Source organism: Hymenobacter psoromatis (genome assembly GCA_001596155.1).
In the GTDB taxonomy this organism is placed as follows: domain Bacteria; phylum Bacteroidota; class Bacteroidia; order Cytophagales; family Hymenobacteraceae; genus Hymenobacter.
The window spans coordinates 3,556,247-3,578,703 of record CP014771.1; the positions used below are offsets into that span (position 1 = coordinate 3,556,247).

Sequence of the window (22,457 nt, forward strand, 5' to 3'; positions counted from 1 at the left end):
CTAATACAAAGCACGCAGCCAGCGCTACTCACTGACAGCATAGCTGCCGAGGGGTAACGCTGGCTGAGTGCTTTTCAGTGAAATGCCCTCGCTGACAGAGGGTTGAATGGATTTGCGAGCTACTGCTGGCTGATGCCCGCCCGCAGCATAGGCTCCAGCACGGCCCATACATTGGCGGCCAGCACGTGCTGGCCGGCGGCGTTGGGGTGCACGCGGTCGGGCAGGTTGAGGGCGGGGCGGCCCGCCACGCCCGCCAGCAGCGACGGCACCAGCCCTACCCCCTCCTGCTGCGCCAACGTGGCGAACAAGGCCCCGAATTCCTGCGCGTAGCGGCTGAGGCCGGGCACGGCCAGCGGCCCCAGGTCGAAGGGCACCTCCAGGCCGGCCAGCACCAGCGGCGCGGCCGGAAACTGCCGCCGCACCTCGTGCAGGATGTAGCGCAGGTTGGCCGTGGTTTCGCGCACCGGAATGCCGCGCAGGCCATCGTTGGCGCCCAGCGCCAGCACGAAGGCGGCGGGGGCGTGGCGCGCCAGCACGGTGGGTAGGCGCTGGCGGCCGCCCGCCGAGGTTTCGCCGCTCACGCCGTAGTTCAGCGCTTGGTAGGGTAGGCTGGCCGCGTCGAGCTTGGGCTGCATAAGCGCCGGAAAGCTGGCGGCTGCCGGCAGGCCGTAGCCCGCCGTGAGGCTGTCGCCGAAGAAAATCAGGTTGTTCATAGTCAAAAAATGGCCCCTTGGCGACCCCCAAACGGGGTTGCCAAGGGGCTCAATAAGAACCTTGCCTGCGCGGCAAAAGTGCCCTTACGGTGCCAGTAGGGTCAGGCCGAAGAAGAAGAGCAGCTGCACCAGGTACACCAGCGGCGCCAGCGGGTTGCGCTTGGGGAAGGGCGTGCGCACAAACAGCAATTGCATGAGCAGCGCGAGCAAAAACCAGTCGCGAAAATTGCGCAGCGGCACCAGGTCGCCGGTCCAGTGCCAGAAGTCGTAGCGCCCGGCCACCGGCTCCACGCACAGGTCGAAGCCCACCATCAGGGCAGTGCCCACCAGCACCCGCACCCACCAGGGTATCGGCAGGTAGGCCGCCAGCATGCCCGCCAGGTAGGTGGTTATCACCCAGTTGAGCCCAATAAGCCAGGGCGCGCCCATATACTGCGGCCCCAGCGTGGCCCCGTAGGTGTAGTGCCCAAACAGCAGGCCCGTGTTGGTGCCCACTATCTCGGCCACCATGCCCAGCAGGAACGCCTGCATCACAAACAGCCAAAACAACAGGCCGCGCTCTGGCTGAAACGCCGCCAGCAGCCCCGCCGATAGCAGCAGCGTGAGGGGCGTGTATTTCAAATAGAAGGCCTTGTCGTGGCTGAACGCCAACCCCAGAAAGCCCGTGATGTGAAACAGCAATATCAAGCCTTGCGCCAGGCGCAGCCGGGCAGAAGAAGCCGCCGGCGCGGATACGTTCGATAACTCCATTTTGAGGAGTTAAGAGTTGAGAGTTAAGAGTTAAGAGTTACTAATGGCTGATACCAGGAACGACCATTAGTAACTCTTAACTCTCAACTCTTAACTCTTAACTTATTTAGTAATTAGCTCGGCGACAATTTTGGCCGAAAGTAAACACAGCGGAATGCCGCCGCCCGGATGCACCGAGCCGCCGCAAAAGTACAGCCCCGCCAGCCGGCCCGAAAAATTAGGATGCCGCAAAAAAGCCGCCAGCGCGTTGTTGCTGGAGCTGCCGTACAAAGCGCCCCCAAACGACGACGTATCGGCCGCGATACCGGGTGGCGTCCACACCTTTTCGGCCCTGATAAGTGGCTCTAAATCAATATTCAGCGCTTGGCTGAGCTTGGCCAGCACCACGCGCCGCGTTTTGGCGGTGAGGGCGTCCCAATCCTGGCCCTCGTCGTGGGGCACGTTCACCATCACAAACCAGTTTTCGTGGCCGGCCGGGGCGTCGCCGAGCGTTTTTTTGGAGGTGATGTTGACGTAGATGGTCACGTCGTCAGCCACGGTTTTCTGCTGAAAAATGGCGTCGAACTCCGCTTTGTAATCGGCCGAAAAAAAGATGTTGTGCAAATCCAGCTCGGGAAATTCGCGCCCTACCCCCCAATAAAAAATCAACGCCGACGACGAGCGCGGCTGGCCCAAGGTGCGCTCGGGCGCGGGCTGGTGGGGTAGGAGGCGGCGGTAGGTCGGCACCACGTCCATGTTGCTCACTACCAAGCCGAAGTCGTACACATCCTGGTCGGTGCGCAGGCCCGTGATGAGGTCGCCGGCCGTCAGAATCTCGCGCACCGGCTCATTAAATCGAAATTTCACCCCAAACTCCGCGGCCAGCCGGTGCAGGCTGCTAGCAATGGCGTAGATGCCGCCCTCGGGATAAAACGCGCCGATGCCGTGCTCCAAATGCGGAATGAGCGAGAGCGTGGCCGGTGCCTGGTACGGGTCGGAGCCGTTGTAAGTGGCGTAGCGGTCAAAGAGTTGCACCAGCCGCGCATCCTGCCCAAAGGCTGTTGAGTGGCGGGCGTGCATGGTGCCCGTGAGGCCGAGGGAGGGTAGGGCGGCCACCGCTTTCAGCGTTTCGGCGCTGAAATAGGTGCTGGCTTTGTGCAAAGATTTGTGCAAAAAGGTGCCCGCCGTGGCGTCGTAGGCCCGGCCGCTGCGCTGCAAGAATGCTTCAACTTGCCCGGCCGGCACGCCCAGCTTCTGCTCCACTTCGGCGGCGAATTTTGGCGCGTCGGCCCAGGCCGTGAGGCGCGTGCCGTCGGCAAAAAAGTAGTTGGTAATCGGGTCGAGGCGCTCGTAGCGGAAGTAGTCGGCCGGGTCGCGGTGGGCCAGCCGAAACACGTCGTCCACCAGCTGCGGCAGCGTGAAGAGCGACGGCCCAGCATCGAAGCGGTAGCCGCCGGGCAGGCTGAACTGGTGCATTTTGCCCCCAAACGAGCCGCCGGCCTCAAACACCGTGACTGGGTGCCCGGCCACCGCCAGCCGCGCCGCGGCGGCCAGCCCGGCCACGCCCGCCCCAATGATGGCCACGGGCTGGCGCGGGGAGAAAGTTTTCTTTTTCGTAAACACTAAGCCTCTAACCAATGGGGCCGGGGTAGAAGTTTAGCGGGCCGCGCGCTACTACTCCACGGCCAGCACGAGGCCCTTCAAATACGCGCCCTCCGGGTGAAACAGGCTCACCGGGTGGTCGGCGGGCTGCGTGAGGCGGTGCAGGATGCGCGCCGGCCGCCCGGCCTCGATGGCGGCGGCCAGCACCGCGCCCTCAAACAGCTCGGGACTAACGACTTGCGAACACGAAAAGGTAAAGAGCAACCCGCCCGGCGCGAGGTGTTGGATGCCGGCCGCGTTCAGGCGCTTGTAGCCCATGAGGGCGGCGTGGCGGGCGCTCTGGTGCTTGGCGAAAGCGGGCGGGTCGAGCACCAGCAGGTCGTACTCGGCCGAGTGGCTTTTGAGGAACGTGAGCACGTCGTCGGGGTAGGCGGCGTGGCGGTCGGCGTGGTGTGAAAGCTCGGCGTTGCGCTCGGTTAAGGCAATGGCTTTCTTGCTACTATCGACGGAATGCACCAGCTCGGCGCCGGCTTCCAGAGCATACACTGAGAAGCCGCCGGTGTAGCAAAACGTGTTGAGCACGCGGCGGCCGGCCGAGTAGCGGGCCAGCAGGGCGCGGTTGTCGCGCTGGTCGATGAAGAAGCCGGTTTTCTGGCCCGTTTCCCAGTCCACGGCAAACTGGTGGCCGTTTTCGTGCACCAAGTGCTCCTGGCCGGTGCTCGCGCCGAAGAGGTAGCCGTTTTTGCCGTCGCCCACGGCATGGCCGGGCGTGGTTTCGGCACTCTTGTCATAAATGGCGCGCAGCTTGTCACCAAACACAACTCGCAGGGCATCAGCGATTTCGGGGCGGGCGCGGTACATGCCCACGCTGTGCGCCTGCACCACGGCCACGTCGCCATACACGTCGATGATGAGGCCCGGCAGGCCGTCGCCTTCGGCGTGGACGAGGCGAAAAACATTGGTATCGGCCGTGCCCGTGAGGGCCAGGCGCTGGCGCAGGGCGTAGGCATTGGTCAGCCGCTTCACCCAAAAGTCGGGGGTAGGGAGCGCGGCTTCCGGCCCAAAATCCAGCATGCGCACCGCGATGGAGCCGCTGCCCGAGTAGTGCCCTACCCCCAGCACTTCGCCCGATTGGGTTTCGACGCGCACCGCCGCGCCCTCCCGCGGCTCGCCCACCGCGCGGGCAATGGCCCCCGAAAATACCCAGGGGTGGCGGCGGCGCAGGGAGTGGTCTTTTCCGTTTTTGAGGACGATAGTGGCGGGCATTTTTTGATGCTTGGGGGTTGGTGCTTGGTGCTTGGTGCTTGGGCGCAAAGGTCGCACCTTTCCCCTGGCTTATTTCTTCTGCCCAAACATCAGGCACCAGCCCCTAAACACCAAAAGCCCGCTGATATACCGGTCCGCGCAGCCGGAACTGCGCCCACATGGCGGGGTAAATCAGGAAGTCGAGCCAGCGGCGGCCAGTGCTGAACTGGATATCTTCCACGATAATGCTACCCCTACCCCCCGGCGCGGGCTCGATGAGGTGGCGATGCCGCCACTGCCGCAGCGGCGCGGGCAGGATTTGGCCCTCATCCACGAAGTAGTGGGTGCCGTCGGGCAGCGCGCCGTTGTCGGTAATGAGCGAAGTCCAGCGCCAGCGCTTAGGGCCGACTTGCAGCTCAATAATAACCGTGTCGCCGGTGTTGTTGCCGTCGTAGCGGATGAGGTGAAATTTTGGAAACGGCGGGGCCAGGGCCACGAATAGTTCGCGGGTGAAGCCCGCCAGAACCTTGGCCGGCGGCTGGGCCACGGGAAAGCGGAGGAGCAGATGCATGGCCGCTTATACGGCTGGCGTGAGCGAAACACCACTGCAAGCTTTTTACCGGGCCGGCTTTGGCGAAACTCCTTGGGTAAGGGGCTCAAAGAGTGGCACTAACCAAGCCAGCGCTACCTCCGAATGCGTAGCTCCCGGATAGGTTTCGGTGATGCTCAGCGTTAGCCGGGCCGAGTCGGGGCCGACCGCGGGGCTGGCCAGGGGTAAGAAAAATTCGCGGTGCTCGGTGTCGGGCAGCGCCCAAATGGTTGACTGCGTGCCGTCGGCTGAGCGCAACTGGCAGGTTTTTGCCCGGCTGAAGCCCTGGTACACGCCGCTGTTTTTGCAGTAGCCATTGCGTAGGCGCAAGCCTACGAGGCGGTGCCCGGCGAGCGGCCCGATGGTTAAGGAAAGCCGGGTTTCGGGCAGGAGCGGGTTGGCGGCATCCGTCGCCGTGCCGCTAATCCAGGCTTTCAGCGTGTCGCGCTGGAGCAAATTGCTGACTTCGTAGCTGTTATCGTTTTGCGCGGGGCGGGTAGTCGTGGCCATGATGGCCGTGCAGGTTCCGCAGGTCACGCGGCGATTAAGGGGTTTGTATGGCTTGGCTTCGGTAGCGGCCGGCTGGTCGGCAGCGGGGGCGCCGGAGAAGGTGGCGATGGCCAGCCCTGCCAGCCCCACGGCCCCGGCCGCCGCCCCCCATACCAACCCCTGGTGCAAGCGGTAGCGGCGCCGAGCGGCCAGCGCCCCGCCGGCGGCCCCCAGCCCCAGCCCCAGCAGCGCGTAGCCGGGCCAGCCGCCCTCGCCTACCCGCCCATACGCCGAAAGGTCCAGCCCCAGAAAAAGGTTGACGGCCAGGTAGCTGAACAAATAGTAGAGCAGCCCCAGCACCGGAATGGCTAGGAGTGCCAAAAAAACGTAACGCCCGGTTTTGTTGCTGCCGGGGGAGGTAGCAGAGGTCATAGCTAGTGCGCGGGGATGATAAAAAAGCCAGCTAATCGTTAGTCAAGGGTTAGGGTCATGGGGACCTGCCCGCCGACGATGGCATACTTCGTGCCCGCATAGTCGTTGCCCTGCCGCTGTAGCACGCACCGGGCCGACTGGCGGCCCCGCGTAAATTCCAGCAATTGCAACTCGCCCGAGGGAGCCAGGCTCCCGGTCAGGCGATAGACTTTGCCGGGCTGCTGTTGATAGTAATAGTAGCCGCTTAAGACGCCGGTTTTCTGGAAATCAAGCGAGTATTTTACGGCCAGGTTGTCAACCGTGCCGCTGCACTGCTGGTGGCCAACTGGCCTGGCAGCAGTAATTGCCGGGGCGGCAGTATCGGGCCGCACGGCGGGCTTCGCCTGCGTAGATGCTTTGGCAAGGGTAGCTCTCGGCTGAGCAGGGGGGGTAAGCGCTTGCTCCTCCGCAGGAGCTGGCTCGTCTTCCTCCGCCAACGGGCCCAGGCTGGCCCGGCGCACCCAGCCGCTGCCGGCCAGGCTGTTAGCTACCTGCGCCCAAGCATGGGCGCGCCGCACCAGCTGCACCGTGTCGCCCGCGTGCAGGTAAGCGAAAGGCTTGGCGGAGGAATCAACCCAGCTGGCGCGCAAAGGGGCCACGCGCACCACAATCTGCTGCCAGCCCTCGGCCGCGGTGCTGCTGGTGTCGGGTGCCGGGGCATACTTAACAATGGGTTGCTCACGGACCTCCGCCGGGGCGGGGGGGGTAGGCGAAACCGTAGTAGCCGGCGCGGTTGGCCCCTCAACTACCGTGGTCGTATTTTCGGCAGCAGTTTCTACCTCAGTAGTGGCATATATTAACCCTAGCAGCAGCACAATAGCTATCCACCCCAACACCTCCACTGGCCGGCCTAGCCCGAAGCGCCGCCGCGCGGCAATGGCCCCGCCAGCCGCGCCCAACCCCGCACCCAGCCCCGCGTAGCCGGGCCAGTGGCTGGCCGACAGCCGGCCGAAGGCCGACAGGTCGAGGGCGAGCATCGTGTTCAGGCCCGCGTAGCTGAGCGCGTAGTAAGTTATCAGCAACACCTTCCAGCCCAACCAGATAGCCAACACTAGCAGCAGGAAGTACAGGAAGGTATTGTTTTTCTTGCCCGCCGCGCTCATCGGGCCGCCGGGGTTTTAGCCAGCCGGCGCAATGCGCTGACAAACAAATACCCTACCCCCCCCAGCAGCGCCAGCGCCAGCAGAAACACGCCCCCCGTTCCGCTAACCGCCGCCTCGGCGCGGTCGAACGGGAGCAGGGTGCCCCGCGCCAGAAAATGCTGGTAGTTTTCCTCCCCCAGCAGTTCGCCCAGCAGAAAGCGAATGCTGCCCAGCGCCGCGCCCAGCGCCAGGGCCGCGCCGCCCACGAACAGCAAAAACTCCCTGACCGGAAAAACGGCCTCGGCCACTACTGGCAGCTGGCTTTTGGTATAGACAGTAGTAATCTTTAGCTGAGCCTGGTGGCGGCCATCGCGCGGCATCTGGGTCGGGTTGCCGGTCAGCCGCACGCTCAGCTGCTGGCCGGGCGCGCGCTGGTCAAAATATAGCTCCGTGGCCGAGAGCTGCACGCCCTCCAGGGCCGGCACCAGGCTCAAAAATACCCGCACCGGGCCGCCCGTCGTGTTGGTCAGCGTGAGCGGGCGCTCGGCCAGGGCCTCCCCGCTGAGGCCGGTCAGGTCGAGGCTGGATAAGTCGGCGGCGAGGGTCGGCGGGGCGGCTTGCGGCTCAATGGTTTCGAGCAGCGCCTGCACCGCCAGCTGGCGGCCCCGCTCCGAGTCCGGCTCCAGGCCGGGGCCGCGCAACGTGCTGGCCAGCTGCGCCTGCCGCTCCAAAACGCCGCTTTGGTTGAGTGTGGCCAGCCACGGGCCGAAGTTGCCGGCCGTCAGGCTGCCGTACACCATTTTCCAGGTGAACTCGTCGCGCCGGATATAGTAGGCCAGCTGCGCTAGGCTCGTAAACGACTGTTCGCCAATCCAGAGCGGAAACCGCGGGTTGGCCGCGTGCAGAAAGCGCCGGAAGTCCAGGGCCTGCGCCTGGCCGGGGCCGGGCAGCGCCGCCTTCACCTCGGCGGTAGCCGCCGCCCGCAGCCAGAGGGGTAGGAGCTTCTGCTTAAACGCCTCCTCGGCGGCGGCAAAATCGCGGGCCGAGTCGGCGGCGCGGGTCAGCAGCTGCGCTGGGCTGGTGAAGGCCGGCACCGTTTTGCCCAAGTAAAACGGCAGGCTGGGACCGAGCAGATACAGCGCGCTCAGCCGCTTCTGGTCCTGGTTGAGCCGCAGGTCCTGCGTGATTTCGCGCAGGTCCTGGCCGGTACTGCGCTCTTTGAGGTCGTCGGCAATTCCGCCTAAGAAATTGGCACTCAGCAGGTCGCGCTTCACGCGCTCATCGTCAGCCGTGAAGGCTTCGTACAGCAGCTGGCCCGCTTCGGCCAGGCTGTACACGTCCTGGCCCAGCACCTTGGTGTGGGGGCGGTTGGTGAGGGGCACCCCGCCGGGCGTCCAGTCGGCCAGCAGTAGGTTGGGGCTCTGGTTGAGGGTTTTGACCGGCGCGTAGGCGGCGGCCCGCATTTTTTGGAGCAGGTAAGTTTCGGCTTCCGATAGCGTAAAGCCGGAGGCTACCCCTTCGGTGGCGGCCAGGCGCAGCATGGTGGGGGTCAGCACCGGGCTTTGCAGCAGCAGGCGCAGGTAGCCGTCGGTTTTTTGGGCGGCGGCTTCGTGGCGGCGGCGGCTCAGCTCCGCGAAGCAGGCGGCCCGGCCGGCGGCATCGGCTAGGGCGGCGGCGGCGGCTTGCAGGCGGCCCTGGGCTTTGGTCACCGTGCCCGGCCGGTACACGTCCTCCAAATCCTGGTTGCCCGCGTTCAGCAGGCGCAGCTTTTGCTCCCAAAAGGCCGCGAGTACCCGCTGGTTGGCCGCTACCTGGGCGTCGCTCACCTGCGCGTGCAGCGCCGCCGTTAGATAGAGTTGGGTGAAAACGTTGTCAGCCAGCAAGGTTTCCCAGTCGGACCCGTGCTCGTAGGCGGCGGGCACGGCCAGCAGCGGCCCGGTCAGGGTCGCGTTTTCCAGCCGCTGAGCCAACTCGCTAGGGTTAAACTGCGGAACCGGCTCGGGCAGGGGGGTAGGGGAAGCCGCGCCCGCGCCCGCAATGCGCCGCCCGCCCAGGGGCGAGGGTGGTGGCTGAGAAGACCCAATTTTGGCCATAGCTGATTATAAGGATAGGGGTAGTTAAAGTTTTGTTGGACCGTCATGCTGAGCTTGTCGAAGCATCTCTACCGCTTCAGCCGCATTGTTGAACGGCGCGGCTGAAGCGGTAGAGATGCTTCGACAAGCTCAGCATGACGGTCTTTTTCGTTTTTAAAATTTTATATAATCTCAATATAAAATTCAGTTCGTCAACGAATCACGGCAGTTCCAGCTGCACCACCTGGATGCGAGCTTTCAGCTCCTCCAAATTCAGGCTTATGCCGGGCGGCTCAATGGTTTTTTGCACTGTCTTACCATCGTAGCGCACGCTGGCTTCGATGATGCCGCCGGTATCCTGGGCCAGCCGCACCTGCACCGGGCCGGCCGGGTTGCCGAGCTGCAATGTCCCCAGCGGCCCCCGCGGGTAGTCGCGCACCTGCGCCGATTCGCCCTCGTACACCTTGAGCGTGGCGTTGGCATCGGCCTCAAAGCTGTCCTCAAACACGGCCTGCGGAATGGGGGTGTTTCTATGAAGCAGCAGCTCCACGTAAGCCTGGCCCCGGTCGTCAAGCAGCTCAATACCGATGCTATGGGATACCACGTCGGTCACGGCCGCTTGGCGGCTGGCGTAGAGCGCCGCGCCAATGCTGATGGCCGTGTCGTAGCTGAAACCGGGGCGCACCAGCGTGAGCGGCCGGCCGGCTTCCTGGGCTAACATCTTGGCAATCATGGGCATCCGGCTGGCCCCGCCCGCCAGCACAATCTCATCAATGTCGTGCCAGCTCAGGTTTTTCTCCTGCAATACCTGCTGCAAGGTGGCGCGGCATTTGGTGAGCAGGTCCTGGCTGCGGGTCTCAAATACGAAGTCGGGCGCGGTGGCACTTTTGCCAAACGAGAACCGGGCGCTGGCCTCGCGGTCCAGCGTCAATTCCAATACTTCGGGCGGCAATTCGAGCCGCATGGTGGCCTTGGGCGCGTCGGAAAGCGCGATTTTGGCCTTGAGGGCTTCCTCCTGCACCTGCCACAGCAGCTCGTCGGGGATGGGCCGGCCGAAGCGCTCGCGGTGGGCCTGCTTGGCGTACTGCTCAATCAGCTCGTCCCAGTCCCTACCCCCCAGCTCGAAGGCCCCGTTGCTGGCTACCACGTCGGCGCGGCCGGGGCCGGTGCGCATAATGGTCACGTCGAAAGTGCCGCCGCCCAGGTCGAATACCAGCACGGTTTGCTCCTTATCGAGGTTGGCCCCGAAGGTGAGGGCCGCCGCCGTGGGCTCGTTGATAATGCCCGCTACCCGCAGGCCCGCCGCCAGGCCGGCCAGGCGCGTTTCGCGGCGCTGGCCTTCCCGGAAATACGCCGGCACGGTGATAACGGCCTCCAGCTCGGCCGTGGCTACCTGGTCGGCCGCGAGCAGGCCCACTTGGGCGAAGTGGGTGGCCGCGCCCAGCCGGAGGTAGCGCAGCAGCAGGGCTTGCAGGCCGGCCGCCTGGTAGTCGTAGCCGGCCAGGCGATACTTGCCGTTGAGCTTATCGGCCGGCTTGCCCAGGTCACGCTTGAAAAATTGGTACACCGGGTTGGCCACGTCGTGGCGGCGGGCGGCGGCTTTGCGCCCAAAGCTGGCCCGCGCCCCGGTGAAGTACACGATGGAAGGCGTGGTTTGGCCGCCTTCCAGGTCGGGCACCACCACCGGCTGCCCATCGGCCCCGATGTAGCTCACGCAGCAAAACGTGGTACCCAGGTCAATGCCCAAAATCGGAATCATAACATCTTCTCCAACATGATATTAAGCAGGTAGCGCACCTCCATAATGAACACCGGCTCCACTACCCGCTGGCTGGGCTCCTGCGAGGCCAGCCGGGCAAAGTCGTTGCGCAGGTTGTTGCGGATGGCCATGCGCTCCTGCTGGCTCAGGGTAATTTGCTCGCCGGCCGGCAGAAAGCCGTTTTCCTGGCCCACGCTGTTCAGAATTTGCAGGAAGTAGTCAAGCTGGGTTTGCTTGGCATCTTGCAACAGCGTGGTGTGGCCTTCAAATAGCATGTCGGCCTGTACGGGCTGGTAGGGCGGCACGTCTTCGGTCAGGGTAATGGTTTCGCCCATCACGATGCCTTCGAGGGTGGTTTTGGCTTTTTGCTGGCCAAACACGAAGCCGCCCGCAGGCTTGGCCGTGGCGTTGGTGCCGCCGGCTCGCTCCATGTTGTCGATGACGACTACGCCGCCGGCCGCCTCGTTCTTCTGGCCTGCCGACTGCTTCTGGTGCAGGTGGTCGTAGTCGAGCAGCATTCGGTCGGCTTCCGGGGCTACCTCGCCCATTACCACGCAGGCAAACAGGTTGTTGAGGAACTTGGCCGCCAGGCCATCGGCCCGGAACTTGCCGTGGTCTATCCAGTCCAGCATCTTGCTGGCGTTGCCGCCCCAGTGCAGGCTCAGGCCCGCCCTACCCACCTTGGTAGCGAAGGAGCCGCGCATGAACTGGTTGAGCGCCAGCGCCAAGTGCCCGGCGTAAAAAGCCAGCGCCCCAAACTCGACCACCAGCACCCGCCGCAAATGCATAATATCGCGGATGTTGGATACCTTGGCCAGCGCGGCCGAAATCTCCTTGTGTTCGCGGCGCAAAATGAAGTTCATGCGCGAAGCAAACTTGCTATTGGTGCGCGCCTCGCGCAGGGCCGCATTGGCCTCGGCGCTCAGCAGCTGGTCGCCAATGCGCGGGTTGCGGGCCATCACTTCGGCGATTTGCCGGCCGGCCAGCAGCACCGAGGCGTCGTACTTGATTTCGTTATCCACCCAAATGCTGAAGTCGGTGGTGCCGCCGCCCACGTCGATGCAAATGGAGCCGTCAATCTTGTTGGCCCGGTCCGTGGACAGCTTCACGGTCTTCTCGCTGGAGAAAAACTCGCCCGCCGCAATGCCTTCGGTCACGAACTTAGGCTCGCGTCCGATGGCCAGCTTGCCCGAGCGCGTGTTCAGGGTCAGAATGTTGCCGGGCTCCTCCACCCAGTTGGTTTCCGGCCCGTAGAGCAGCTTTTGGCCGTCTTTCAACTCGTCCGGGTCGCTGCTAAACAGGCCCTGGATGGTGCTGGTCCACTTGCTGCGGTAGTCCTGCTCGCGGGCCTTGTTGAACGACTTGGGGTAGGTGCAGCGAAACTCGATGCGGCCCACGCGCCGGCGCACCAACTCCACCATTATCACGAACACCAGCGCCTCCAAGTAGTCGTTGAGGTTGCTGGTGTCCTCCTCCTCCCATTTCAGGTCCACCAGCACGTTGTCGGGGTAGCGCGGCTTGTCGGGGAAGTACAGGAAATAATCGAGCAGCAGGTCCTTGCGCATGCCGGGGTTGTACTCGCGCAGCGCCGTGGGTGTGGGCAGCGGCACGTCGGTGGTGGGCACGAAAAAAGCCTGGGCGAAGCTCTGGCGGGTCCCAGTCTCCGCCGCCAGCAAAGAGCGCAGGTAGTCGGAGTTGAAGCGCAGCGTCATTGGCTCGGCCTGCTCCTCTATCAGCGTAAACACGTTGGTGTTAGACGTGCCAAAATCAACCCCCACGATGGCCGAGCCCCGGAACGTGCGGCTGATAATGTCGCGGTCCTTCTCCACCAGCACCAAGCCGATGGGCTGCTGGCTGCCGCGCTCGGTCAGCTCAATGCCCTCCGGAAAGCAATCTACGCCGCTGATGCGCGTCAGCTCGGCCCGCAGGCGCTCGGTGGCGGTGTCGAGGCGCTGGATGCGCTCGGTGAGGTAGAAGTGGGCGGTGCCGTAGTGCACCGGCCGGGCCGCCAGCCGCTCCGTGTCGGAGAATAATAAGTAATAGCGCGCCCAGAACTCGCCCATGTAGTTCGGGAACAGCTCCAGCACGGGCACTTCGCGCTCCACCATCACGCCCTCGCCCACGGCCTGCATGCCGCCCCGCGTGAGGTAGGTTTTGCGCACTTCCACGCTGCGGCCGTTGCGCAGGGGTAGCCACATGGAGAAAATAACCCGGTCGTTTTCTTCGTGGTAGCTGGGTTTTAGCTTGTCCACGATTTCCTCCACCGAGAAATATTGCAGCACCTCTTTGCGCAGGGGTAGTAAATAGCGGCTCGACCCGCCGTTGGTACGGGCCTCGGCCCCCGGCAGGAAGCCACCCGTGCCGGCCGCTTTTGTGAGCGTGGAAGTCAGAAAATACAGCTCCGGCCGTATCCACAGCCCCTTGTCCTTGCTGATGTCGGAGTTGTTGATGCGGGTGCCCGAAGCCTCCCGAAACAGGGTCCGAATGGGGTCGGGCCCCAGCTCCGCCGGCTTAATGCCCTGCCAGAGCTTGAGGTTCTGGCTCAGCAGGTTAGCCTCAATGACGATGACGTGCTCCAGGCCCGCGGGCATCCGCTTGGCGTCTACTTCCAGCGCGTAGTCGGAGATGTTGCCCGTCGTCGCGTTTTTGTCGCGCTGCAAGGGGCGCAGCAGCAGCTGGTAAATGCTGCGCGGCCCCAGGAAATCCGCGTCGTTGATGCTCAGCGGCAGGGGCGCAATCTCGAATTCGGGCGCGTCCAGCGGGGCGTAGTCGGCCAGGCCCAGCTCGCGCCGGATGTCGCGCTGCCAGGCATCGAGCTGCCCGTTGAGCACGCGCACGGCATCTTCGCCGGCCGCGTCCTCGTCGTTGTTGGCCAGGTCCGCAAATTCGCGCTTCAACCACGACACCCACTCGCCCACGCTCTCCAAATCCTCGCGGTTGCTGGCGGGCGGCGGGCACAGGTAGCCCTCGGCATCTTTGAGCGGAAAGGGCTTGTCGCGCAGCTTTTTATTATAATCGGCCGACGTAAAAACCAGGGTGGAAGGCGAAAAAGCGCCCAGCGTTACCCCGTCGAACTTGATGAGCAGAAAGTCCGTCCAGTTGTACTCAATGCCCCGTTGCAGGCGCACCGGCCGCGGAGCTAAGTTGAGCAGTGCCCGCGCAAAACGGCCCTGGTTGAGGCGCACCGGCGTAAACGTAAGCTGCTGCAAATCGGGCTTGATGCGGTGCAGGGCCAGCAAACTCAGCAAGCCGCGCCACTCCTGCGTCACGCGGGCGCGCAGCGGGTGGTTGGTGCTATCGAGGGCGCTCTGAAACGTCAGGGGCCGGGCGTAGGCGTCGGGCACCGACGACACGCCCCGGTCCTGCGCCTCGCTGGCCACCTCAATGCCATCGGAAATAGCCCGGATAATGCGCTTGTCCTGCGCCTCCCAGTGGCCGTGTTGCTTGGGCTCAGCCACGTTGGCCTCGGCCAGCAGCTTGGGTAGAAAAAGGTGTTTTTGAGCCATTGTAAGTAGTTGGCTAGTAGCTTCTATTCTGATTAAGTACTCTGCTATAAATAACGGACTAGGCGGCGCGGCCGGGTCACCTCACCCCCTGACCCCCTCTCCGAAAAGGAGAGGGGACACCGGACGATTGAGTTAAAAGTTAATAATTAAGAGTTGAAGCTGTATTGAATTTTAACTTTTAATTGTTTTCCGGAGAGGAGGTAGGGGGGGGAGGCGCTCGTCCGCGCCGTTGAGGTAGATAACTCCGCCGCCACCACGCTAGCGAGTAGCCGCGTTGTCTTGGTTGAATTTCTTGGCCGCCCGAAAAAAGATATTCAGGTAGCGGTCGGCTGCGTGCTGGCTGTAGTCTTTTATCTCGCTGTTATTCAGCACCGAAGCGGTGTAGTAATCGAAGTCGCGGCCGCCCGGCTGGCCCCGGTACAGCAGCCCGATGTTCTGCTTCCATTCCTGCGGCAGCTTGAGGGGTAGCACGGCTTTGCTGTCGGCTCCCTGGCTGGCCAGCAGCTTATCGCTGTCGATGAGCTGCACGTGAGCGCGGTCGTCGAGGTCGGTTATCCAGCGCAGGTAGCGCCGGGCGTAGGAGGTCATCAGCCCAAACAGCGCGCGGTTGTCGCCGTGGGTGGGGTCGTCCTTGGCGCTGTCGCCACCCTTAAAGCTATCCTTGTACCACGAGGCCAGCTTGGTTTCGCTGCGGTTGGCGGGGTCCAGATGCCGGTGGCCCACCGTGAGATAGGTGTAGCAGAAGAGCGTAAAATCCCCGATGTCCCGCCGAAAATCGCTGCGCAGCCCGGCCAGCTGGTCGCCGTAGCGCGAGAGCGGCAGCTGGTCCCAGGTCACGGTCGGCGTTTCGCGGCTCGCGATGAAGTAGCTCTTGTCGGCCCCTTCCTTGGGCTGCTCCTGCCGAAAGAAATCGAATGCGGCCAGTGCCGAGGCCAATTCCACGTAGTGCGGGCGGTTTTCCTGGGTCGAGGTGCCCGTCGAGAAGTTGCCGACCTTCTGGGCCAGCGAATCACCAATAAAATAGTACTGGTCAAACGCCAGCTGCTTGTCATTGTAATAATGCAGGGCCGCCTTGGTCGCCATCGGAAAGTCCTGGGGCGTCACGAACATCGTTTCGCCCTTAGTATTGTCCACTGCGAAATCAAAGTAGGGCAGCACCAGCGCGCCGCCCAGCAGCACCTTGCTGCGGTTGCCGCCCAGGCTGGTTTGCAGGTCGGCGTTGTATTTCAGCACCTTATCGGCCCCGAGGGTAGGAAAGCCGGCCGCCCCGGTGCCCCCAAAAATGGAGCCCACCAGAAACACCCGCCCCGCCCCGGCCTCCGACGGCATATTGTCCTTCAGCATCTTGAACGGATACTCGTTCATGGGCGGGTCGGCCATCACGACGGCCCCGATGGACGGGTGCCCCCGGAAGCCCTCGTTCAGCTTCGTATCCAGCTCTGACTGCGTAAAGAGCAGGTCGGCCACGTCGGCCAGCGGGCCATCCTGCGAGCGCAGGTTGGTGTAGCCAATGTACTTTTTCAGCGTCTGGTCGGCCTCATCAAAAATGGACCACACGAACGGCGCGTCGCCGTCCGGAATCACGATTTCCGTTTGGAAAGCCGCGTTGGTTTCCTCCCGCTTGAAGGCCGCCCGCAGGCGGCGATATTCCTCAATCAGCGTTTTGGTGCGCGTGAGGTTGCCGTTGCCCGCATCCGGGTCAATGAGCAGCAAATAGACCTTGCCCTTCGGGCCGAAGCCCGCCGCGCAGCAGTGAACAAATGCCTCCAGCACTCGCGACCCCGTGCCGCCAATGCCAATCAAAAAATTTTCCTGCATGGTTACAAGCAATTGGCCAGCAGTAAGTTGCTACTGGTCATTAAGCAATTAAAACGCCCCCGGCTATCGCTGCCAGCAGCTGAGGGCCAGTTATTTGGCGTAAGGCACGTTCTCGACTGCCCGCGGCGAGAAGAGAAACGTGGCCAGCCAATACAGCACGGCCGTCAAGAGGAGGTTAATGCCAAAGTAGATGGCAAACCATTTCGGCTCCATGCCTTCGGCGCGGTTCAAATACCACAATATCGCCGTCAGCACTACGGAAATGAGTATCAGGCTCAGAAACAAGCTGCTGTATTTGCTCTTGGCCGCCCCCAGCTGAGTAGCAGTAGCCGGCTGGCTGCCATAAAAGTACCAGTAGCAAGCCAGGCCGCTCCCGAGCAGCGCCCCTACCCCAAACACGGCCCGTAGCTGGCTGGCCAGGTCTTCGGGAGCCAGGGTAGCCAGGCTGGGCCCCTCAGTGAGCGGGTCGGCCATAAAAATAGCGAATACTGCCCATAGCAGGCCGCCTAGCACGAGGGTAGCTAAGTAGTTGATAGGTGCGCTTTTCATACGCGAAAGTGAACGGGGGTAGGGTGAGAAAGAGGAAAGGCTCGGTGATTTGCCTTCAGCAAGAACGCTATTTGCGAATAAAAATCAGGTACAAACGCCCGTATTTCGGCTCAAATTGCGTAGCCGAACTCACGGCCAGGCTGCGCACGAAATCATCAAGGCCCAGGGTTTTGAGCTTGGCGGCGGCCGAGCTGGCCTGGTTGAAATCGGCGGTTGAGTTGGCCGTAATCCAAGCGGGCAGCTCTACCCGGCCCAGGTTATCGTATTGCCAGGTAAGCTGATAGGCTACGTAGTCGTTGTTGGCGGGTAGCTTGAGGCTGGCCGTGGCCTGGCCCGCGATTTTGCCGTTGCCCACCGCACCCGGCCGCAACGTGAGGCTTTGGTCGTCGGCCACTGAGTCGCGGGCGGCTTTATCCTTGCGGAAGACGTGCGCCCGCAGGTTGGCGGCGCTCACGGGCAGCGTATAAGGCTCGGCCTCATAGGTGATAGTATAGTCCACGGTGCCCTGCTCGCCTTTGCCAGGGTTCCAGTTGAAAGCGAACACGTTACCCAGGTCTTTGTACGCATTGCGAGCCGAGGAAACGTTGATGGCCTTGCTGTCGCGGGCCTTCGTGGCCTCGGCCTTAAAGCTTTTCACGGGGTAGCGCGTGAGCAGCAGCAGCTGGTCGGCCTGCACGTAGGGCTGGTTTTTGAAGGCCGAAAAAATCAGGTTGATATTGGCTTTCGAGCCAAAGACCACCAGGTATAGCGCCCGCGCGCCGGTCACCTTCACGGGCGGCTGCACGTCGGCCACGTAGCCATCGTAGTCGCTCTTGAGGCCCATCATGCCCATTTCAACCCCTTGCTTGAAGCACTTGTCTTTGATGGCGGCCACCACCTTGTTGGCGTCGGCGTTGCTATAAAACAGGTCGGTAATGAAGATGGACACCCGGCCGGGGTCGGTGCTGTCCACGGCCTGCGCAAAGTCGGTGTCCGACCGAAAGCCTTTGTCTTCCCACAGCGCCTGGCTGTGGCGGGCCGCCACAAAATCGGCCCGCGGCAGCGGCGCTACCGAGCGCCCATACTTAAAGAAGCGCAGGTCGGAGCTTTTGGCGGCATCTTGCACGGTGGCCTCAATGCCTTCCAGCAAGCGCGAAAAATTGGTCGTTTGCGGGCGCGAAAAGCCTTTCATCGACAGCGTGGCATCCAGGTAGATATCCACCGGCAGCTTGGCCGCCGCAGGGGCCACCGGGCCAATAATGTCGGCCGAGGTATATTGAAAATCAGGCCCAGCGACGTGGGGAGTGGCGCGTTCGTGCTTGCCTTTCTTGCCGCCCTCTCCCCCGCACGCGGCCAGGCAAACGGTGAGCAATAACAAGAGGCCGATTCTTAAACGGGGCAGCATAGGCGCTGGGCAGCAAAAGTGATAAATGAGCAACAAGCAAAGCTAGGGCCTACGTCGTAGTCCGGGCCAATTGGTGCGGGTGCGGGCCATTCCAAAAAGCTAAGACTTTCGCAACGCAGCTTACCGCAGCTAGAAACGCCGTTTGTTGGTGAACGTGTAAAAAACGCAAGTGATGGCTTTTGATGTGGGGTAAGCGAGGCAGGCAAGTCAAAAACTGAGTGGATTCGAGCGCAATTGACTGGTCAGATTTGCTGCCCCTCCGGTAAGTAGTAGCTGGTGCTTCGTCCACCCGCCTCATCCCTGGCCAGGATGCCCAGCGCCATCAGCGCCTGAATATCGCGTGTGGCGGTATCCTGTGAGCACTTAGCGATTTTGGCCCACTTGGAAGAGGTAAGTTTTCCCTCGAAGCCGGCGAGTAGTCGCCCTAGCAACAACCTCTGCCGCTCATTGAGAGCGGCTGCCGCGTGGCGCTCCCAAAAGCGGGCGCGGCGCAGCACCTGCGCTATGGTTTGCTCGCTGGCGGCCAGGGCGCGGCCCAGGCATTCCAAAAACCACGTTAACCAAGCTGTGACGTCGAGCGAGCCGCGCTGCGTGCGCTCCAGGATGGTGTAATAAGCCTGGCTCTCCCGTTGAATCTGCGCCGACATGCTGTAAAAGCGCTGCGCGCTGCCATTGGCCCGCGCCAGTTGCAAGTCGGTAAGCGCCCGCGCCAGCCGGCCATTGCCATCCTCAAATGGATGCAGGGTAATGAACCACAAATGCGCCAGGGCTGCTTTTAGCACCGGGTCTAAAGTAGCCGGGCCATTAAACCAGGCCAGGAATTGGGTCATTTCGGCGGGAAGCCGCGTCGCGCCGGGGGCTTCAAAATGCACGATTTCCCGGTTTGCCGTGCCCGATACTACCTGCATCGGGCCGGTGCTATCAAGCCGCCAAGCCCTGGTGCGAATGCGCACCAAGCCGCTGCGCCCGGTCGGAAAAAGCGCGGCTTGCCAGCCGAAAAGCCGTTCGGTCGTCAGGTCTTGGTCGAACTGTTGCGTGGCATTTAGCAGCATGGCCACTACCCCTTCCACTTGTGGCCCCGACGCTACCAGCCCCGCTACTTCCAACCCCAGCCCACGCGCTACTGAGGAGCGCACCTGCTCCGGCGGCAGTAATTCGCCCTCTATCTCGCTGGATTTCAGCACGTCCAGCATCAGCGTTTGCAGTGTGGCTTCCTCTCGTAAGGCAAAACCCAAGCCTTCCATTCGCCCCAGCAACCGTCCCTGATGATGCCGGACATGCGCCAGTAGCTCCTGAAGCCGTTCGGCCTGCCAGATGAAAGCGGGCCAGTCGGGTTGTTGATAGATGTACTCGTTCATTCTCCGCAGGTTTTGCGGGGAATATACAGCCTAATCTCCGCACGCACCCCGCGCCCTACCCTAGCAATTCCTCGATATCGGCCCGCGTGAGCGACTTTATCACGGCCTCGTCGGTGGTTATCAAGTCATTCACTAACTGTAATTTACGCTTTTGCAGGGCCAGGATTTTCTCCTCCACCGTGCCCTGGCTGATGAACTTATAGACGAACACCGGGCGCTGCTGGCCGATGCGGTGGGCGCGGTCGATGGCCTGGGCCTCCACGGCGGGGTTCCACCAGGGGTCGAGGATGAACACGTAGTCGGCGGCGGTGAGGTTAAGCCCTACCCCCCCCGCCTTGAGGCTGATGAGGAAAATCTGTAAATCGGGGTCCTGCTGGAAGCGGTCCACCTCGGCCTGGCGGTCGCGGGTGTGGCCGTCGAGGTAGGCGTAGGCGAGCTGGCGCTCGTCGAGACCGGCGCGCACCAGGCTCAGGTGCTGCACAAACTGACTGAACACAAGCACCTTGTGGCCCTCGGCCACTACGCTGCGCAGCATCCGCAGCACCTCGCGTAGCTTGCCCGACTCGCCCGCGTAGGTGGCATCGGCCAAGCGCGGGTGGTTGGCAATCTGGCGCAGGCGCGTGAGGCCCTGCAACAGCATCAGCTGCGTGCCGCCGGCGGGGGTGGGGGCGTGCCCGTCCAGCGTCTCCATGATTTTATTGCGGTAGAAACTCTTGGTTTCCTCGTAAAACTGCTGCTGCTCGTCGGTGAGCGGGCAGTAGCTGAGATGCACGGTTTTTTCGGGTAGCTCGCTGGCTACCTGAGCTTTGTGGCGGCGAAGCACGAAGGGCTTGATGAGCGCGTGCAGCTTGCGGGTGCGGCTCTCGTCCTGGTTTTTCTCGATGGGCTTGACGAATTCCTTCCGAAAAAACGCCTGCGTGCCCAGCAAGCCGGGATTAATAAACGACATCTGCGACCACAAGTCCATTGTGGAATTCTCAACCGGCGTGCCAGTCAGGATGAGCCGGTGCCGCGCCCGCAGCTGCCGTACCGCCTGCGCCGTGGTCGAGCTGGGATTTTTGATGGCCTGCGACTCGTCAAGTATTACGTAATCAAACTGATAACTTGCCAGCAAATCAGTATCCAGGCGCACGATGCCGTAGCTGGTCAGCACGATGTCGTAGTCAGCAAATTGCGCCACGTTCTTGTCGCGGTAGGTGCCGGTATAGGCCAGCAGTCGCAGGCCGGGCGTGAACTTGCGGGACTCGTTTATCCAGTTGTGTACCAAGGAAGTAGGCAGTACTAAGAGCGAGGCCGCGCCTTTCGCCCCACCACTCTCTTTGCGCTCCAGCAGCATGACCAGCGTTTGAACACTTTTGCCCAAACCCATGTCGTCGGCCAGGCAACCGCCGAGGTGGTAGTCCTGCACGAAGCGCAGCCAGTTGTAGCCCGCGTGTTGGTAGGGCCGCAGCGTGCCGCGGAAGCCAACGGGTAGGGGCCGCTCCTCCACGGCGGCGAAGTCGCGCAGCTTTTCGAGGCGGCGCGTGAGGGTCACGGTCGCCAGGTTATCATTCTCTAAATCAGTGACTAACGACAAGTGGTGGCGTCGCAGCGATAGCGGCTGGCCGTCGGTTTCTTCGGCAAAAGCAAAAAGCTCCAGATAGTCCGTAAACCACTCATCGGGGATGAAGGCGACCTGACCGTTGGGGAGGCGGTATTCGCGGCGGCGCTGCAAGATGTAGGGCCGCAGCCGGATAAACGGCACCGCGTACTCGCCAAACCAGACCGTGCCGCGCACGTCGAACCAGTCGCCGCGCTCCTCAATGCCCACATCCACCCGCACCGGCCCGATGAAGTAATCCTGGCTGGCCGAGGCCGCGCCTTGCACCTGAAAGCCGTGCGCAGCCAAGGCCGGCGCGTGGTCGTGCAGCCAGCGAAACGCCTCCGCCTTGGGCAGCGTGGCGTGGCCATCAGTGTCAAGGGGAAGGCCGTGCTGGCGCAACTCGTCGGCGCGCTCGTTTTCTTCCTTGGCTGAGCGCAGCAGGCGGCGAAAGACGTAGGAGTCAGCATCTTCCTCCAGCTGCACGCTCATGGGGCGCGGGGGGGTAAGGGGTAGGTCGTAGGCTCCGTAGCGGAAGGTAAGCGTGAAAAAAAGCGGCGCTTCGTCGGTGCCTGCGCCGGGGATAACGACTGGCTTGGGCAGCGGCACGCGGCCGCGCCGGGGCGGGCCGGGCGGGCGCACGGGCACCACCGGCGCGCCCGCCGCCGGGCCGGGCGGCACGTCCGAAAACGTGAGTTGCGGCCGGGCCAGATAGCGCTCAGTGCGAATGTCGAAGCCGCGCGCGTGGACATCGAACGACTCCATGAGCGGGGCTACGAACTTCTGGAAATAGCTCTTCTCCACGGCCCGCGGCACCACGATAAACTTCTTATTCAGAAAGGGTTGCAGCTTGCGCCCGTCCACGTCGTGGCGGAAGCAGTAGAGCACGTCCTCCACCAGCAGCCAGGCGGGTTGCTGGCACACCAGTACGGCGTTTTTGAACTGAAAATCCAGCCGCTGCTGCTGGTACTGGATGGTGGGGAAGTAGTGCGTGCCCTCCTCGTTGCGCCGGAAGTGAAACAACACCGAGGCGGGGGTAGGGGCCAGCTTCAACTCGCGCCAGGTGGGCTCGCCATCGCGCCCCATGATGAAAACGTGCTTGCCTTGCAGGCCCGCCAGCAGCCGCCCCAAGCGCTGCTGCACGTAGCGCGCCACGGCCTCCTGCATGGGCTTGTCGCCCTTTTCGGGATTATAAATTTTGAGGAAAAACTCGGCCGGCGTGATTTTGCGGGGCCAGAATTCCTTGATAACCGCGTCCTGCTGCAGCTCGTCGCAGAGCTTGATTAGCTCATAATCGTCGCGCTCCAGCCCGTCGGCAAACTCGGACGCGTTCTTGGCCGAAACCGTTTGGTGCTGCAAGGTGAGCTGCCCGCGCGGGCCGAGCTGCACCACGTGCGCCGTGAAGAGATGACCCAGGTACTCGTGGGCAAACAACGAGTACACAAGTTGAAAGGGTAGCGCAGTAGAAACATTCATAGCCGAGCACGAGAACGCGCAAGTTAGTCCCGAATG

Annotated in this window: 15 protein-coding genes; all 15 read right to left on the bottom strand. The window is 62.8% G+C overall.

Translation table 11 applies throughout. The annotated features are described in order from the left end of the window. Positions 1-119: 119 nt before the first annotated feature. The 15 genes from A0257_15225 to A0257_15295 all read right to left on the bottom strand — a co-directional run bounded on the left by A0257_15225 (position 120) and on the right by A0257_15295 (position 22,421). Positions 120-713, bottom strand: coding sequence for an arylesterase (locus A0257_15225; protein ID AMR28305.1), 594 nt, complete (start codon positions 711-713; stop codon positions 120-122). An 84-nt stretch (positions 714-797) separates the two neighbouring features. After that, positions 798-1,463, bottom strand: a complete 666-nt coding sequence (locus A0257_15230; protein AMR28306.1) for a hypothetical protein — start codon at positions 1,461-1,463, stop codon at positions 798-800. A 102-nt stretch (positions 1,464-1,565) separates the two neighbouring features. Then, the gene (locus A0257_15235; GenBank protein AMR29795.1) at positions 1,566-3,026 is read right to left on the bottom strand and encodes a phytoene dehydrogenase; all 1,461 of its coding nucleotides are present in this window, start codon (positions 3,024-3,026) and stop codon (positions 1,566-1,568) included. A 90-nt stretch (positions 3,027-3,116) separates the two neighbouring features. Next, positions 3,117-4,310 (bottom strand): SAM-dependent methyltransferase, encoded by a 1,194-nt coding sequence (locus A0257_15240; protein AMR28307.1) that lies wholly within the window; start codon positions 4,308-4,310, stop codon positions 3,117-3,119. Positions 4,311-4,413: 103 nt separating this feature from the next. After that, the gene (locus A0257_15245; GenBank protein ID AMR28308.1) at positions 4,414-4,860 is read right to left on the bottom strand and encodes a hypothetical protein; all 447 of its coding nucleotides are present in this window, start codon (positions 4,858-4,860) and stop codon (positions 4,414-4,416) included. Positions 4,861-4,905: 45 nt separating this feature from the next. Continuing rightward, the gene (locus A0257_15250) at positions 4,906-5,799 is read right to left on the bottom strand and encodes a hypothetical protein (GenBank protein AMR28309.1); all 894 of its coding nucleotides are present in this window, start codon (positions 5,797-5,799) and stop codon (positions 4,906-4,908) included. Between the two features lie 38 nt (positions 5,800-5,837). After that, positions 5,838-6,941, bottom strand: a complete 1,104-nt coding sequence (locus A0257_15255) for a hypothetical protein (protein ID AMR28310.1) — start codon at positions 6,939-6,941, stop codon at positions 5,838-5,840. Continuing rightward, positions 6,938-9,013 carry a hypothetical protein gene (locus tag A0257_15260; GenBank protein AMR28311.1) on the bottom strand — a complete coding sequence of 692 codons (2,076 nt, stop codon included), beginning with the start codon at positions 9,011-9,013 and terminating at the stop codon, positions 6,938-6,940. Before A0257_15260 ends, A0257_15255 begins: the two co-directional genes overlap by 4 nt. 199 nt (positions 9,014-9,212) lie before the next feature. After that, entirely contained in the window at positions 9,213-10,751 is a 1,539-nt protein-coding gene (locus A0257_15265) for a hypothetical protein (GenBank protein AMR28312.1), read from the bottom strand. Beyond that, positions 10,748-14,257 (bottom strand): hypothetical protein, encoded by a 3,510-nt coding sequence (locus A0257_15270; protein ID AMR28313.1) that lies wholly within the window; start codon positions 14,255-14,257, stop codon positions 10,748-10,750. Before A0257_15270 ends, A0257_15265 begins: the two co-directional genes overlap by 4 nt. Positions 14,258-14,515: 258 nt before the next feature. Further along, complete coding sequence (locus A0257_15275) at positions 14,516-16,075, bottom strand: hypothetical protein (GenBank protein AMR28314.1); 1,560 nt, start codon at positions 16,073-16,075, stop codon at positions 14,516-14,518. A gap of 90 nt (positions 16,076-16,165) precedes the next feature. Further along, on the bottom strand, positions 16,166-16,624 hold the full coding sequence (locus A0257_15280; protein AMR28315.1) for a hypothetical protein: 459 nt from the start codon (positions 16,622-16,624) through the stop codon (positions 16,166-16,168). 67 nt (positions 16,625-16,691) lie between these two features. After that, positions 16,692-17,975 (bottom strand): hypothetical protein, encoded by a 1,284-nt coding sequence (locus tag A0257_15285; protein ID AMR28316.1) that lies wholly within the window; start codon positions 17,973-17,975, stop codon positions 16,692-16,694. A gap of 275 nt (positions 17,976-18,250) precedes the next feature. Beyond that, a complete protein-coding gene (locus tag A0257_15290; protein ID AMR28317.1) occupies positions 18,251-19,366 on the bottom strand; it encodes a cell filamentation protein Fic in 1,116 nt (371 codons plus the stop codon). A gap of 55 nt (positions 19,367-19,421) precedes the next feature. Next, the gene (locus tag A0257_15295) at positions 19,422-22,421 is read right to left on the bottom strand and encodes a helicase SNF2 (protein ID AMR28318.1); all 3,000 of its coding nucleotides are present in this window, start codon (positions 22,419-22,421) and stop codon (positions 19,422-19,424) included. Positions 22,422-22,457 lie beyond the last annotated feature (36 nt).

Coding starts and splice junctions, on each gene's coding strand:
- A0257_15245 (AMR28308.1), bottom strand. CDS start 4,860: ATGCATCTGCTCCTCCGCTTTCCCGTGGCCCAGCCGCCGGCCAAGGTT.
- A0257_15295 (AMR28318.1), bottom strand. CDS start 22,421: ATGAATGTTTCTACTGCGCTACCCTTTCAACTTGTGTACTCGTTGTTT.
- A0257_15255 (AMR28310.1), bottom strand. CDS start 6,941: ATGAGCGCGGCGGGCAAGAAAAACAATACCTTCCTGTACTTCCTGCTG.
- A0257_15270 (AMR28313.1), bottom strand. CDS start 14,257: ATGGCTCAAAAACACCTTTTTCTACCCAAGCTGCTGGCCGAGGCCAAC.
- A0257_15250 (AMR28309.1), bottom strand. CDS start 5,799: ATGACCTCTGCTACCTCCCCCGGCAGCAACAAAACCGGGCGTTACGTT.
- A0257_15240 (AMR28307.1), bottom strand. CDS start 4,310: ATGCCCGCCACTATCGTCCTCAAAAACGGAAAAGACCACTCCCTGCGC.
- A0257_15290 (AMR28317.1), bottom strand. CDS start 19,366: ATGAACGAGTACATCTATCAACAACCCGACTGGCCCGCTTTCATCTGG.
- A0257_15275 (AMR28314.1), bottom strand. CDS start 16,075: ATGCAGGAAAATTTTTTGATTGGCATTGGCGGCACGGGGTCGCGAGTG.
- A0257_15225 (AMR28305.1), bottom strand. CDS start 713: ATGAACAACCTGATTTTCTTCGGCGACAGCCTCACGGCGGGCTACGGC.
- A0257_15260 (AMR28311.1), bottom strand. CDS start 9,013: ATGGCCAAAATTGGGTCTTCTCAGCCACCACCCTCGCCCCTGGGCGGG.
- A0257_15280 (AMR28315.1), bottom strand. CDS start 16,624: ATGAAAAGCGCACCTATCAACTACTTAGCTACCCTCGTGCTAGGCGGC.
- A0257_15265 (AMR28312.1), bottom strand. CDS start 10,751: ATGATTCCGATTTTGGGCATTGACCTGGGTACCACGTTTTGCTGCGTG.
- A0257_15230 (AMR28306.1), bottom strand. CDS start 1,463: ATGGAGTTATCGAACGTATCCGCGCCGGCGGCTTCTTCTGCCCGGCTG.